The sequence below is a fragment of the Mariniphaga anaerophila genome (assembly GCF_900129025.1).
Taxonomy (GTDB): Bacteria; Bacteroidota; Bacteroidia; order Bacteroidales; family Prolixibacteraceae; genus Mariniphaga; species Mariniphaga anaerophila.
This window is the reverse complement of record NZ_FQUM01000005.1, coordinates 266826-282819: the sequence shown is the minus strand read 5'-3', so window position 1 is coordinate 282819 and position 15994 is coordinate 266826. Positions and strand designations below refer to the sequence as shown.

The 15994-nt window shown below is 40.5% G+C and carries 5 protein-coding genes; 4 read left to right on the top strand and 1 reads right to left on the bottom strand.

Annotated elements, in window-relative coordinates; translation table 11 throughout:
- Together BUB08_RS12150 and BUB08_RS12145 are read left to right on the top strand one after the other, a co-directional pair.
- Window positions 1–4722, top strand: a complete 4722-nt coding sequence (locus tag BUB08_RS12150) for an efflux RND transporter permease subunit (protein WP_073002131.1) — start codon at window positions 1–3, stop codon at window positions 4720–4722.
- A 3-nt stretch (window positions 4723–4725) separates the two neighbouring features.
- The gene (locus tag BUB08_RS12145) at window positions 4726–5445 is read left to right on the top strand and encodes a hypothetical protein (RefSeq protein WP_073002129.1); all 720 of its coding nucleotides are present in this window, start codon (window positions 4726–4728) and stop codon (window positions 5443–5445) included.
- A 101-nt stretch (window positions 5446–5546) separates the two neighbouring features.
- Here BUB08_RS12145 and fbaA read toward each other — a convergent pair whose 3' ends face one another.
- The gene (fbaA, locus tag BUB08_RS12140; RefSeq protein WP_073002128.1) at window positions 5547–6626 is read right to left on the bottom strand and encodes a class II fructose-bisphosphate aldolase; all 1080 of its coding nucleotides are present in this window, start codon (window positions 6624–6626) and stop codon (window positions 5547–5549) included.
- A 658-nt stretch (window positions 6627–7284) separates the two neighbouring features.
- Here fbaA and BUB08_RS12135 point away from each other — a divergent pair.
- Together BUB08_RS12135 and BUB08_RS12130 are read left to right on the top strand one after the other, a co-directional pair.
- Window positions 7285–10821: a T9SS type A sorting domain-containing protein gene (locus BUB08_RS12135; protein WP_073002126.1), complete on the top strand. Its 3537-nt coding sequence runs from the start codon at window positions 7285–7287 to the stop codon at window positions 10819–10821.
- 201 nt (window positions 10822–11022) lie between these two features.
- On the top strand, window positions 11023–15852 hold the full coding sequence (locus BUB08_RS12130; protein ID WP_073002124.1) for a LamG-like jellyroll fold domain-containing protein: 4830 nt from the start codon (window positions 11023–11025) through the stop codon (window positions 15850–15852).
- Window positions 15853–15994 lie beyond the last annotated feature (142 nt).

Here is a 15994-nt window from a genome sequence, read left to right as displayed (position 1 = left end):
ATGAATTTTATAATAAAAAGAAAAGTACTCATTAGTATGTTGTTTACAGGACTTACCCTTCTGGGGTATGTTTCCTATAAACAACTGCCGGTAGAACTTATGCCCAATGCAGAGCTTCCCATGCTTTTTGTTCAGATCAACTCCCGGATCGAAGTTGATCCTTCTTACATGGAAAACCAGGCTGTAATTCCCATTGAGGGTGCCATCGGAACCATGGAAGGAATTGAAAGCATGGAGACGTTCTTGAACAATCGGTCGGCATCCATTCAGGTTAACTTTAATCAGAATGTCAATTTCAAATACACCTTCCTCAAACTTCAGGAGAAAATTGAGCAGGCTGCCGACAATTTGGATGACAACTTTACCGTGTCGGTAAACCGGGTGGATGTGGAACAACTCACCAACCAGTTTATGGAATTGCAGGTGAGGGGAAGCGGCGGAACAGACCGGTTGCGGAATATTGTGGATGAAGAAATTGCTGCCGAGCTCGAAAATATTGATGGAATTGCATCAGTTACAGTTTTCGGCGGGAAAGAAAAATCCATAGAAATTACTTACGATAAAGCTGCCTGCGATGCCTATAACATTACTCCGTCGCAAATCAGAAGTGCAATTGCGTCCAATTCGGCAAACCGTACTTTTGCCGGTTATCTGCACGAAAATCAGAAGCAATATTTTGTGCATGTAACTGCCGAGTACGACAAGGTTACAGATATTGAGAATATTGTTGTTGCAGAAGGGCCCATTTATTTGAAAGACATTGCCGATGTGTTTTTTGGTGTGAAAGAGGAAGAAAGTATCAGTCGCGTAAACGGTCTAGATGCCGTTTCAATAATGTTGGTAAGCGATTCACAGGCTAATCTAATCGACCTTTCTCAAAAAGTACAGGAACACATTGGAAGGCTGAATGAAAAACTTGCAACGCAGGATGTGGAAATGGTAGTGCAGACCAACCTGGCCGAAACCATGGAAAAGAACATCGACCAGATAATGAATCTGGCGCTGGTTGGCGGGCTTCTGGCTATTTTCGTTTTATGGATTTTCCTGAAAAACCTGCGTATTGTATCTATTATTGCGCTGGCTATTCCGGTTTCGGTTTTTACGGCATTCAACCTGTTTTACGCGTTTAACGTTTCCATAAACAGCCTTACTTTGGTTGGGTTGGTGCTTGCCATCGGAATGCTGCTGGACAATAGCGTGGTGGTGCTGGAGAATATTTACCGCCTTTCCGGGAAACGGTTTAGTCCCGATACTGCCGTTGTTCAGGGAACCACAGAAGTTTGGCGCTCGATTGTTGCCGCTACGCTTACCACGGTTACGGTTTTCCTTCCGTTCCTGTTTTCTTCGGAATACATGATTAAACTGATGGGTTCACACGTGGGAGTGTCCATAATTTCAACATTAACTGTTTCGCTTTTTGTAGCGCTTTTGCTTATTCCCATGGCGGCCCATTATTTGCTGAAACGGGAAAACTCACACAACATTTTTTATGAGAAGGTAACAACCAACAACCGGATTATTCAGATTTATGTGTTACTTTTAAAAACAAGCATGCGTGCACCCGCAGCAACTGTGGTGGGGGCAATTGTGCTGTTTTTTATCACTGTTTTTATTGTGATGGCCATAAGTGTTAACACGCTTGAGGAAGTGGAGGAAACGCGGTTTTCAATTTATGTGACCATGCCTACCGGAGCAACGCTTGATGCAACCGATTTGGTGGCCGCCGAGGTGGAAAGCCGGCTGGAAGGAATTCAGGAGAAGCAGGACGTAATTGCGAATATTCAGGAAGAAGATGCAATTATTACCGTTGTTTTACAAGAAGACTATGAGAAGATTAACGACCGTACCATGGCCGAAATCAAATCGGAAGTGGAGGGATTGGTTAAAAGTATTTCTCATGCAGAAATAAGCCTTACTGCCCCAGCGTCCAGCTCGAGGTTTAGGGGCGGCGGTGGCGGCGGTGCCGGAATGGAGAATTTCAGCCGCTTTTTGGGTATTGGCACAAATCGCGAGCGGATTGTAATTAAAGGAGAAGACTTTGAAGCAATGCGCGGGGTGGCCGAAGACTTGGAATATTTCATTGAAAACCTTGAGTCCATTCGGAGTGTGAATATCAGCGTCTCCAGTAATCGGCCTGAACTGCATTTGTACTTTAAACAACTTTTGCTAACCGAGTTTGGCCTTAATATGAATAGCATCGCTTCCGAGTTGAGCGCTTTCACCCGGGAGTTTACTTCTGGTGTTAATTTTAAACAAGGCACCGAAGAGTATGAAATCATCATAAAAGAAAAGCTTACTGATGAGGAAGAGCAAAGGGAAAAAACCATTGACGATTTGAGGCGAATGAAAGTGAGCAACGGGCAGGGTGCGACCTACGAGCTTCAGGATATTGCCGATTTAGTTTATGCCGATGGAATGGCTAGTATTACCCGGGTTAATCAGGAAAAACAGATAGAACTGTTCTACCGTTTTGCCCAGGAAGCAGAGCAATCGAAAGACCTGCTGGAGGCTTATCGGCTTGAGCTGGATCAGGTGGTTGCCAGCTATAAAATGCCGGCGGGAGTGGCCATCGAGGTAATTCATGAGGAAGACCAGTTTTCAGAATTCTATTTTTTGATTGGTGCAGCATTTCTGCTAATCCTGATGATTTTGGCATCTGTTTTTGAATCGCTGACAACGCCCATCGTTTTAATGTTTTCTGTACCGCTGGCTGCAATCGGTTCTTTCATCGCTCTCATTTTTACAGGAAACAGCCTGTTCAACGCCAATACGCTTACTGGTTTTCTTATTCTGTTGGGAGTGGTGGTAAACAATGGAATTATTCTCATCGATTACACGAACATCCTCCGGAAACGGGGCTACCGCAAATCGCGGGCATTGATTACGGCGGGGCTTTCGCGCGTGCGGCCAATTTTAATAACTGCCATAACAACCATTGTTGCCATGATGCCGCTGGCCATGGGGCAGTCGGAGTATGTTGGGGCAATTGGCGCTCCTTTTGCCATTACGGTAATTGGCGGGCTTGCAGTAAGTACGTTACTTACACTGGTGTTTGTTCCTACGCTTTATTTCGGAATGGAGAACGCGGTAAATTGGCTGAAATCGTTGCATTGGGGCATTAAACTTTTGCAGTTGGTGCTTTTTGTGGTTGCCACTCTTTACATCTATTTTGAGGTGGATACTTTTGTATGGAAACTGCTCGGGTTTATGATGGTTGTGATACTCATTCCGGGGGTAACAGCTTTTGTGCTGACAAGCCTGAGAAAAGCCAGCTCGGATGTGGTTGACGAGAAAGAGCAAATACGGATTGTTGTCAGAAAATTAGTGAAAGTTTATGATCGCGACAGCCGCTTTGTTAGGGAATGGAAAGCTGGATTAAAAATAAGGGAGCGTGCCGGGCTGTTGAAAGACTACAGGCATATTCGCGATTTTTACGATTTGATCTGGCAGGTGCCGCTGTTCGGATTTTTGGTGTTTTTTACCTTCTTCTATCTGAACAGTAACTTCTGGATGTGGACGATGTCGCATTTTGTCTATTTCTTCCTTTTTGTACTTTATGTGCCTTTTGCCCAGGTGCTGTCCAACAAATTTGAAGCAACGCAAAAACCGTTTTATCTGAAAATGAACCGGGTTATCCGAGCCCTGATTTTCTGGGGAACTCCGGCGTTGTTCCTGTATCTATTTTTCAGGGAATGGAACAATTTGGGAATGGTCATTTTTGTGGGGATAATTTGGACACTTTTGCTGGTAATTTACAGTTCGGGCGAATACATTCATAAAAAGAATTTGAATATTGCCCGCATCGAAGGAAGATTTGGTGCTTTGCGCCGCTGGTACTTTACCATGGTACGACAGATTCCGATCATCGGAAAACATAAGGTTCCGTTCCGTGCATTGAATGGTGTTTCTTTAGAAATTAAAACCGGAATGTTTGGCCTTTTGGGACCTAACGGTGCCGGAAAATCTACTATGATGCGTATTATTTGCGGCATTCTGGAACAGAGTTACGGCAAAATCTGGATTAACGGACTTGATACTCAGAAACACCGCGAGGAATTGCAGGGGCTTATCGGTTATTTGCCACAGGCATTTGGGACTTACGAAAATATGTCGGCATGGGAGTTTCTGGATTACCAGGCCATTTTAAAAGGAATAAAAGATGTGCCCACCCGGAACGAACGCCTGGAATATGTGCTGAAAAGCGTGCACATGTTCGAACGAAAAGACGATAAAATCGGCTCTTTTTCTGGCGGAATGAAGCAACGGATTGGCATTGCGCAGATTCTGCTTAATCTGCCACGAATTCTGGTAGTTGACGAACCAACTGCCGGACTTGACCCGCGTGAGCGCATTCGGTTCAGAAATCTGCTGGTGGAATTAAGCCGTGAACGGATTGTGATTTTTTCAACCCATATTATTGAAGATATTTCGAGCTCGTGCAACCAGGTGGCAGTTATTAACCGGGGCGATCTGAAATATTTCGGGACACCAAATGATATGGTGAGAATGGGAGAAGGGTTTGTGTGGCAAATGACCCTGCCGGCCAGGGAGTTTGATAATTTTGCCAACAAACAGCTTATTGTGCACCACATGCGCGATGGCGAAAATATTAAAGTGCGGGTGCTTGCAAAAGAGAAACCTTCGGAAAATGCCACGTTGGCATCGCCTCACCTTGAAGATGCCTACCTGTGTCTTTTAAAAGACTTTGTAAAAAATAAGTAAAAAATGGAACAACGATTAGATATAGGAAACAGCCTGAGAAACACGGTCAAAATGATACGTTACAATTTAAAGATCATTTTTGCCGGACGGTTTTTCTGGTTTCTGCTGGCTGCATTTGCTTTTTTCCTGTTTTTTGCCATTCAGACTGTCTGGAATGGACAGGCGCTCACCGATGGTACGGTTTACAACCTGCTCATTTTCCCGGGAATATTACTGATTTTTTACCCTTCGGTTTTCGGCATTCAAAACGATGACGACTCCCGTATGCTGGAAATTTTGTTTGGAATTCCCAACTACAGGTACAAAGTTTGGCTGGTGAGGCTGCTGATGATTTATGTGCTTATTTTTCTGATAACAGTTTTGTTTTCTGCAGTTGCCTCGGTTCTGCTATACCGGGTTGATGCGTTGGAAATGGCTTATCAGCTGATGTATCCCATTGTATTTATGGGCTCCATGGCATTTATGTTTTCTACGTTGATTAAAAATGGCAACGGAACTGCGGTTGTTATGGTGCTGATAGGAGTGGCTCTGATAATATTGCAGGATGCAGTGGAACGTTCACAATGGAATGTTTTTCTGAATCCGTTTCAGATACCCAATAATTTCAATGAAATTATCTGGCAGGGGCTAATCACAAAAAACCGGGTTTTCCTAGGTGCAGGAATGATAGTGTTTGTACTTTACGGTCTTTATAATTTACAGAAGCGGGAGAAGTTTGTGTAGTCTGCTTGGGATGCAGCTAGTAATAATTTTGAAGCGCATAAAAAAGGCTGTCCTTTTGTTTTAGGACAGCCTTTTTTTATGATGATAGATGTAATATATTATTACAAGCTGTTTACTGCATTTAAGTCTTCAAAGGCTCTTTGCAGACGAGCAATCATTGATTCTTCTGCTTTACGCAACCATGCACGTGGGTCGTAAAATTTCTTGTTGGGTTTGTCAGCACCTTCGGGGTTTCCGATTTGTGCTTGCAGGTAACCACGTTTTTCGGCTTCAAATGCTCTTACGCCGTCCCAATATGCCCATTGAGTATCGGTGTCAATGTTCATTTTAATAACACCATATCCGATAGCTTCGCGAATTTCTTCGTGAGTAGAGCCTGAACCACCGTGAAATACAAAGTTAACAGGGAATTCAGTATCCAGGTTAAGTTTGTTTTTAATGTATTCCTGAGAGTTTTTCAGAATGACTGGCTGGAGTTTTACATTTCCGGGTTTGTAAACGCCATGAACGTTACCGAAAGAAGCAGCAATTGTGAAATTAGGGCTGATTTTGCTTAATTCTTCGTATGCAAAACAAACTTCTTCAGGTTGAGTGTAAAGTTTTGAGCTGTCAACATTTGAGTTGTCTACTCCGTCTTCTTCTCCACCGGTAATACCAAGTTCAATTTCGAGCGTCATGTCAATTTTGCTCATTCTTTCGAGGTATTTTTTGCAAATTTCGATGTTCTCTTTAATTGGTTCTTCAGAGAGGTCGAGCATGTGCGAGCTGAAAAGAGGTTTTCCAGTTTCTTTGTAGTGTTGTTCTCCGGCATCCAAAAGGCCGTCGATCCATGGGAGTAATTTTTTTGCTGCATGGTCAGTGTGAAGGACAACCCGTACTCCGTATGCTTCAGCTAAGGTGTTAATATGTTTTGCACCGGCAACAGCTCCCAATACAGCAGCTTGCTGGCCTTCAAGTTTCAATCCTTTACCAGCATTGAAAACGGCTCCACCGTTAGAAAACTGTATCATAACAGGAGCATTGGCAACTTTTGCTGCTTCCATTACTGCGTTGATAGAAGAAGAACTAACAACATTTACTGCAGGAAGTGCAAATTTGTTTTGTTGAGCTACTTTGAAAATGTACTGCAAGTCGGCACCTGTTACAACACCTGGCTTAACAACATCAGCTATTCTTTCCATAATTTTTATTTTTAATTTACTGACTTAATCTACATGTTTATACAAAGTTAAAAACTTTGATTCAGAGCCAACAAAAACACGTAGTTAATAAAGATTGAATTCTTCATTTTTTAATATTGGAGCTCTCTAAAACCGAAGATATTATTTAGAAAGATTATAAATTGCAATATTCTTTCATTTTGTTTTTAGTACATTATTGTTTAGTAAGTTTGTTCGCATAGCTGTTTTTATTTTAGATTTTCATGAAAATTCTAAAAAAGAACTTAATGCTTTTAATGGTAGTTTTTCTTCGTAGACGATATAAGTTTTCTATAGTAAGCTATCTTAATTTGAATCGGCATGTCAGAGAATGATTTTGTAATAGGAAAAACTATCTTTTTGATTCTTAAAAAACGCTGTATTTTCTAAATGACCTTTTTTTTGCCTCTATAAGAAGAGATGAATTTATGTTTAGTCTTTTTTAGTAGAACAGATTGAGGCAAAGGCTGGAAAACATATTAAAAGGCAATCAAAAAACAACTTTTTTATCTTTGTGAAGGTTTTTAGGTACGGTTTGCAAATAAAATAAAATACTACTGGACATATGGTTAATGTGTTGAGTGCCGGGTGTAATATGTCCCGGACTGGAGCTTTGAGAATCAGAAGCGCAAAGTTGTTGATGATTATTGTTTTTCTTTCGCTTTCTATTAGCGGTTATTCTACGGTTTATTACGTGAGCTCTTCAACGGGGAGTGATGAGAATTCGGGAACAAGTGAAAATTCTGCGTGGCGTAGTCTCGAAAAAGTAAATAGTTTTACTCCGAAACCAGGAGACCAGATTTTGTTTAAACGTGGTGATAGTTGGGTTGGCACAATTACAGTAAACGCCTCTGGCACTTCGGGTAGTCCAATAGTGTATGGCGCTTATGGTACAGGCGACAAACCAAAAATTTATGGTTCTGAAGTAATTACCGGCTGGACAAGGCATTCGGGGAATATCTATAAAGCTACGGTGACAGGAGAAATTACCCAGCTCTTTGTGGATGATGAAAGAGTAAGGGTGGCAAGGTATCCGGATGAAGGATATTTGTATATTGACAAGACAATTTCTCCGACTTCATTTACTTATGAAAACCTAAGGTATGCAATCGACTACTCAGGTGCAAAATGCCATGTTAGAACCAGACAGTGGATTTTGTCAACAAAAAATGTAATTGAATCAAGCTCTCAAACCTTAGTGTTAGACTCTGAGCCTACATATGGATTTTCAAGCGGGAAAGCTTTCTTTTTAAATAATAAACTGGAATTTCTTACTCGGGAAGGAGAATGGTATCTTGATATTAATTCGAAAACTGTTTATTTATGGACACCGGCAGGAGATTCGCCAGTAAATCATAGTGTGAGGGGTTCAAAAATTGATAATGGTGTATATCTGGAGAGTAAGGACTTCCTAACAATTAGAGACTTAAGTTTGGAACATTCGAAAAAGTCTGCTTTGTATGCAAATAAATCTGATTATTTAGTTATTGAAAACTGTTCGGTTAAAAATCCCGATTTAAAAGGGTTTGACATAAAACGGGGGTATTATAACGTTGTGAGAAGTAATTATGTTACCGGAGCGATGGATGATGCAATTTCTTACTCGAAAACATATTTAGATTCGAATAATTCAGGTTTGGTTATTGAAGGAAACGAAGTGGTAAACACCGGAGTATTCGATGCGATTGGGCTAACCGGGATTGGAAGTTCCAATGGAATAATTTCGAGAGCAGAAAATGCAATTATCAGATATAACAGAATCGTTAATACCGGTTATACCGGGATACAGTTCTATGGTAAAAATACTCAGGTAGAATTTAACTTTATTGATAATTATTGCACAACACTTAATGACGGAGGAGGTATTTATAATTGGGTGGGGGTGAGCGGAACGGTGCCTAATAGTATTAACTCGAAAGGTTCAGTAATTAGACAGAATATTGTAATTAATGGAAACGGGGATGGAACCGGGTATCTTGAAAACCATAACAATCAGTCAGGTGTTTACGCAATGTATTTAGATGAAGCGTCAGAAGGTATATATATTGAAGGAAATACGATTGCGTCAAGTTCCGGACATGCGTTGTTTTTGCACGAAACAATAGATATCGAGGCAGTTAATAATATAATTTTTGATAATCCTAAAGGCGTCAGAATTACGCATGATGATAATTTTTCCAGAGGGAATAGAATTACTAATAACATTGTATGTAATATCTCAACTTCTACAGATTGGTATTTAACTAAAACTCTTACCCCACAACTGGTCGTTACAAATAAACCCTTATCAGATTTTGTGTTAGACAATAATGTTTATATTGATCGTCATCGGAATTCTGTTTTCAGAAGAACTGACACATTTGAATTTCTTACATTTGAGAAGTGGCAAGCTGCATCAAAAAAGGATAATAATTCTGCTTTTATTAGTGATGGTTTAGTGTACGGAGAAGCTGAAGAGCTGTTTTTTAACGATTCAAAAGAGGAAAAGAAATATTTTGTGAATGATGCGACGGCAAAGGATATATACGGGAATAGTATCACCACAAGTTTTACGTTGCAGCCTTTTGCTTCAAAAATAATTGTTGGCACAAAGCTATCTTCAATACAAGAATTTGATAGCAGCTCTGACAATGTTCCACCCACAATTACTTCTTTTGTTGTACCAGCAGAATCAAGCTCCAAGAACATTGTCGTTAATAGTTTTGAAGCTATTGATAATATTGGAGTCAAAGGCTATTTACTTACCGGAACTTCAGCAATTCCAGATGTAAATGATTCAGGTTGGACTACAGTAGCTCCAGATTCATACACGTTTAGTGCAACGGGGTTAGTGACTTTGTATGCATGGGCAAAAGATGCCGCTGGAAATATCTCAAATAGTGTTAGCAAACAAGTTTCTATTAGTTTATCATCAGGTGGTGGTAATGGTACATTTGGTAATACTGAAGTGTATGCCCAACTGTCATATAATTCCAACCGACGCGCTCAGCCGGTAATATTTACTGAATCAGGGACTATCGAGAGTATTTCGGTCTACCATAACGGAGGGTCAGGAAATGTGTTGCTCGGGGTTTATTCCGATGATAATGGTTCTCCGGGGACACTGCAGGGCATTACGTCAACAACGGCCGTAAATTCAACGGAAGGGTGGCAGACCGTAAGATTGTTGAATCCGGTTTCGGCAGCATCCGGTGCTACAGTATGGTTGTCTTGGGTATTTGAAAAGAGCCCCGGGGTTAGATATTCAGTAGGTAGTCCTTCCCGCGCGCATTCCTTGGAGTCATGGTCTTCCGGAATGCCGGATAGTTTTGGGTACTCTAGTTTTGCCGATTATAAATATTCTGTTTACTGTACTTATAGTACAGAAGAAGCTCCTTCGGTAACGTCTAATAATGCAGGTAATACTGAAGTGTATGCCCAACTGTCGTATAATTCCAACCGACGCGCTCAACCGGTAATATTTACTGAATCAGGGACTATCGAGAATATTTCGGTCTACCATAACGGAGGGTCAGGAAATGTGTTGCTCGGGGTTTATTCCGATGATAATGGTTCTCCGGGGACACTGCAGGGCATTACGTCAACAACGGCCGTAAATTCAACGGAAGGGTGGCAGACCGTAAGATTGTTGAATCCGGTTTCGGCAGCATCCGGTGCTACAGTATGGTTGTCGTGGGTATTTGAAAAGAGCCCCGGGGTTAGATATTCAGTAGGTAGTCCTTCCCGCGCGCATTCCTTAGAGTCATGGTCTTCCGGAATGCCGGATAGTTTTGGGTACTCTAGTTTTGCCGATTATAAATATTCTGTATACTGTACATACGTATCAATTGCAAATGTTTTAAAGGAGGCGACTATTCCAGAATCTGAAAAAGGAGAGAATGCTTTTTTGGAAATAATTGAAAATTCCGGAAGTGCCTCGGAATTTGATGATTTTGATTTGTATCCAAATCCTGCCAGGTCTTTTGTGAATGTTCGTTTAAAGTATATTCCAGAAATCAAATCCAGAATTTTGCTTGTAGATGCTTCTGGAAAAATACTTAGCAATTATATGGTTAGTTCCGGCTCTGTAAAGCTAGATGTCGCTCAATTGTCCTCAGGGCTTTATTTTGTAAAAGTTGTAAATGCAGAGATGAGTATCACTAAAAAGTTGATCATTTTGAATGATAATCCTTTTTGAAATAAATTGATTTAGAAAATATTATTAGATAGCAGGTGAATATTTGTAAAAGTTCGTTGTGTGAGCTAAATGAAATGAATAAGGTTTCTGGTTGAGCAATTCTTATTAAGGATTGTTAATGTGAAACTTGAGTGTTCTTTTTGGTTGACTTCGCTTTTCAAGGGAAGTAGCATAAGAGAATTATTAAACAGCCAAATGTTAATGAAGTTTTTATTAAAATATATTATTCTTTTTGCCTTTGTAATATTGGCTTTTTCTGTTGATGCAACTGTATATTATGTGAGTTCTTCAACAGGAGACGATTCAAATTCTGGCACTAGCGAAGAACTGCCGTGGAAGAGCCTTGCGAAAGTAAACTACTTTTTTAGGTTGGAGCCAGGAGATCAGGTTCTTTTTAAACGAGGCGATGAGTGGAGCGGAACCTTGCAGGTAAATGGTTCCGGCACCCAAGGTAGTCCGATTGTTTTTGGTGCTTATGGAGCGGGAGAGAAGCCAAAGATTTATGGTTCAGAATTAATTACTGGCTGGACGTTGCATTCAGGAAATATTTACAAAGCGAAAGCAGTTTTTCCTGTTAGCCAACTATTTATTGACGAGGAAAGGGGAACTTTGGCCAGGTATCCGGATAGTGGATATTTTTATGTGGACTATGTGAGTACTCAATCAATATTTACCTGCAATGATCTAAATTCAGGCATTAATTATTCGGGGGCGATATGTCATATTCGTAATTATTTATGGGACATGAGCCATGATGAAGTGTCAACTTCAAATAACCGAACAATTTATTTGAGAAAAAGTCCATATGGAACCATAAAAAGGGGGAATCCTTTTTTCTTGAATAATAAACTGGAGTTTTTAACCCAGGCAGGGGAGTGGTATTTTGATAAGGCGACTTCCACGGTATATTTATGGACACCCGAAGGCGGCTCTCCGGAGAATTATCAGGTAAGAGGCTCCACGTTTGACAACTCTGTTTATATTGAAGGTAGAGATTTTGTTGTGATCGATAATTTAGAAATCCTTCAGACTAAGTCACATTCTGTTTATGCACGCTCTTCAAACAACCTGTCTATTAGTAATTGTGATATTCATGATGCTGATGGATATGGCATTCATTGCATTAGATGTGTTGATGCGTTAATTGATTCAAATATGCTTACCGGGAGTATGGGTGATGGAATATATGTTAGTAACGAAAATATTTCAAACAAAGGACCGGTAACAATAACAAATAATACAATAAAAGGGGTGGCAAGGTTCTCTGACATAGGCGTTGCCGGGATATATTATGGAAATTCAATATTTACCAAGTCAGATGATGTAGTAATACAGCATAACAGGATTTTAGACGCCGGCTATAATGGTATTCAGTTCTATGGTCAAAATTCAATAGTTGAATACAATTTTATTGATGGATATTGCCAGACGTTAGCAGACGGGGGCGGAATTTATTCGTGGGTTGGGCAGTCAAACAATGTTCCACTATCTGTAAATTCAAAAGGATCCGTAGTAAGGCGTAATATCGTAATAAACGGAAATGGGGACGGCACTGGCTATCAGGAAAATTATAATAACGATGCAGGAACATACGGAATATATTTAGACGAAGCATCGGAAGATGTATTGGTTGAAGAAAACACAGTGGCCAGGAGTTCTGGTCATGCGTTGCTATATCATCAGACTATTGGTATCGTAGCCAGAAATAACGTTTTGTTCGATAACCCTAAAGGTTTTAGGGATTCTCCTAACATAAGGTTCAGTAAAGACAATAAGTTTACAAAGAATACGGTTTATAACATTCACGAACGACAACATGATGAAAATTTTGTCGGGATTGAAGATCAGTTGGTTGTTGCTAATTCAGCAGTCTCGACAATCGTCATGGATAGTAATGTTTATGTTGATAGGAACCAGAGTAATGTTTTTTTTGATGTAAACAGTAATAGATCTCTAGAGTTCGAAGCTTGGAAAGGATTGGGTCAGGATGGTAATTCAGATTTTATTGGAATTCCTTTAGATGAAGGAGAAACCGAGCAATTGTTTTATAACGATACCAAGCAAAACAAAACTTTTAACCTGGGAACGGCAGTTTTTAAAGATATATACGGGAATGAAGTCACAGGGAAATTGATCTTGGAGCCTTTTACTTCCAAAATTCTAATCGGGAAAGATTTTTTAGGTATTAATCAAAATCCGGTGATTTTAGATCAATCGTTTAATATCAGCTCTCCTGTATTGCGTGATGATATTATTGGGAATGTGGTTGCCAGTGACCCTGATCCCGGGCAGGTTGTCAGATATTCAATTATTAATGGAGAAGAGACAGACTGGCTTTCGATTGATTCTATCAGCGGTGAGATTTATGCAAATACCGTTTTTCAAACGTCATCCGATATTTTATTCGAATTTCTCGTTCAGGCAAAGGACGATGCGGAGTTCGGTTTAACGGATACCGCAACAATAGTAGTGTATGTAAAAGGAGAGCCCTTATTAAAACCGCAAATAAATTCGTTTGTGGTTCCGGACGTGGTGATGAGATTAACAATTCCCGTTAATTCGTTTGTCGCTGAAAGTAGCAATGGGATAGCCGGATATTTGTTAACCGAAACCTCCCAGGAACCATCATTAGAAGATGCAGGCTGGACTTCAGTTTCTCCCGAAGAATACACATTTTCTTCCGCCGGTACATATAAATTGTACGCCTGGGTAAAAGATTCCGCCGGCAATATTTCCGAGCCGTTTGTTGTAACAGTAGCAGTTATTTTGCCTGATTTATCTCCGGTTTATTCCGAGTATTTATTTGAAGAAGGTGCCGGAAACGATGTAATTGATTCCGAAGGTTCCAACGACGGAATATTGGTAAACGAAGCAGTAAGAACATCAGGCGCCAGCGGTATGGGATTGCAATTTTCAGGGTCCGGCCATGTTAGTTTGGGAGAGTGCTTTGGGGAAAATGTTCAGGAAGAAGTAACCATGAGTGCATGGTTGAGACCTGCCGCAAGCAGCTCGGGTTACCAGGGCATTGTAATGCACGGAGGCCCAAATACAGATTCTTATGCATTGTACATATATCCCAATACAAAAACCATCGGTTTCAAAACAAGCGGAACAACTTCTTCGTGGTTTTCAGCAGGAGGTGTAGAAGAATTGTGGGATGGAAACTGGCACCACGTAGCAGTAACCTACAATGGTTCAGAAAAGGTAATTTACGTAGATAACGTAGCAATAGCAACAATTTCAGCCACCGGGTCTATCGATTCAGGTTACGGATACAATTTGCTGATTGGCGCAGGTCGCGACGAAGAAGTACCAACTCTTCTGTACGAAGGGATATTGGACGAAGTAAGAATATACAATTATGCACTGACAGCATCAGCAATTGGAGATTTGTATCATCCGGTAAACAGGGAACTGAATAAAATTGCTACAGAAGAAGAAGTAACCATTTGCGAAGGCAGTGAATACATGGGTTGGACCGAAACCGGAGAATACGAACGTACACTGCAACGTGTTTTGGCATCTGCTTCCGGAGCAGACAGCGTTGTAACCACTACACTTTATGTGACTCCTGGTTATACGGTAACAGAAACAGCAACTGTTTGCGAAGGCGAAACCTACACTTTTGGAGGCCAGACTTTAACCGAATCGGGCGAGTACACCGAAGTATTTTCAGCTCAGAGTGGTTGTGATTCAACAGTAGTGCTGACATTAACTGTAAATCCGATTTATAACATTGTTGAAGATATTACAATTGCAGAAGAGGGTAATTACAAAGGCTGGGATACTGAGGGTACATATACAAGAATATTGGAGTCAATTGGTGGATGTGACAGTATTGTTACCACAAACCTGTCGATAGAACAGAAGGTGACACAATTTATTGAGCTGAAGAAAGGCTGGAACATATTTTCTTCATATGTAATTCCAAATAACAAAAACATGGAATCCGTAACTGAAAAACTTCGTATGGAGGGTAATTTGGTTAGGGTTCAGGATGAATCTGGAAACACATATGAAGAATGGAGTTCAACAGAAGGTTGGAGTAATAAAATTGGCAATTTATTGGAAACAGAAGGGTACAAAATTTTGGTTCATTCTCCCTCTGTACTTAAAGTTGAGGGGAAAAAAGTAGCGTTCCCTTTGGAAATTAAGTTGAAAAAAGGAATGAATATTATCCCTTTTCCGTTCGAAGTAGAAGCTGATGCAGCGAATGTGTTTCAACCTTTGATTGACGCACAGATTTTGGAAAAAGTTCAGGATGAAAGCGGCCGGTCTCTGGAGTATTGGAAGTCGATTGGCTGGTTAAATGGAATCGGTAGTTTAATTCCCGGAGAAGGTTATATTGTGCACGTTTCTGACGATGGAAATATTTGGTTCAACCAGGCTCCTGTCAAGTTAGCTTATATTTATGCGGCAAACTCTGAACCTGTTTTTTTTAGTGTTGATTACGAGGATAACGGATTTGCTCATATGAACATTAATGTTATTGGTTTAAATGAATCTGGGTTGAGCGTTGGCGACGAGGTTGCCATATACGACAATACGGTGTGTGTGGGAGCTGTTAAACTGGCTGAGTGGAATTTCGAGTTGAATGTTGTGAGCATTCCGGCTTCATCGTCAGATAATTTTATGGAGGCTGGTTTTGATGAGGGGAATCCGATAATTTTTAAAGTTTGGAAAGGATGGAAGAACGAAACTGTTCAGTTTTCCCCTTCTGTTATTGATGGTGAGCTGGAATTTAGCAGATATGCCAGCTTGTTTGTTTCATTCGAGAATTTAATTAGTCTTTCTGAAGATATTGAGATATATCCGAACCCTGCCAATAATATTGTTTTTGTCCGATTTCCGGCTCTCCCGGAAGAAGGAGCCCAAATTTCCTTACTGGATTTGTCGGGGAAAGAACTTTCGAAACATATTGTCAGCTCAAATCTAGAGAAATTGAATGTCGAAAGTTTCCCTGCAGGATTATATTTTTTGAAGGTTTCTGTCAGGAACAGGACTTCTATGCACAAATTGGTTATTGCCTGACCGAAAATTGGCTTCTTTCCCTATCAGAAAAAATTACTTTCTTTAGTTGAAATGTTTGTTTGTGTTTCTTGTTGATATACAGTGTTATATGCTTCTGTTTAGAGCTCCCCGTGAAATGTTTTAATCTGAACCTGAATTGATC

What these genes read in the sequence shown, in the direction of transcription:
- BUB08_RS12150 (WP_073002131.1), top strand. Translation starts at nt 1, where the DNA reads ATGAATTTTATAATAAAAAGAAAAGTACTCATTAGTATGTTGTTTACA.
- BUB08_RS12145 (WP_073002129.1), top strand. Translation starts at nt 4,726, where the DNA reads ATGGAACAACGATTAGATATAGGAAACAGCCTGAGAAACACGGTCAAA.
- fbaA (WP_073002128.1), bottom strand. Translation starts at nt 6,626, where the DNA reads ATGGAAAGAATAGCTGATGTTGTTAAGCCAGGTGTTGTAACAGGTGCC.
- BUB08_RS12135 (WP_073002126.1), top strand. Translation starts at nt 7,285, where the DNA reads ATGATTATTGTTTTTCTTTCGCTTTCTATTAGCGGTTATTCTACGGTT.
- BUB08_RS12130 (WP_073002124.1), top strand. Translation starts at nt 11,023, where the DNA reads ATGAAGTTTTTATTAAAATATATTATTCTTTTTGCCTTTGTAATATTG.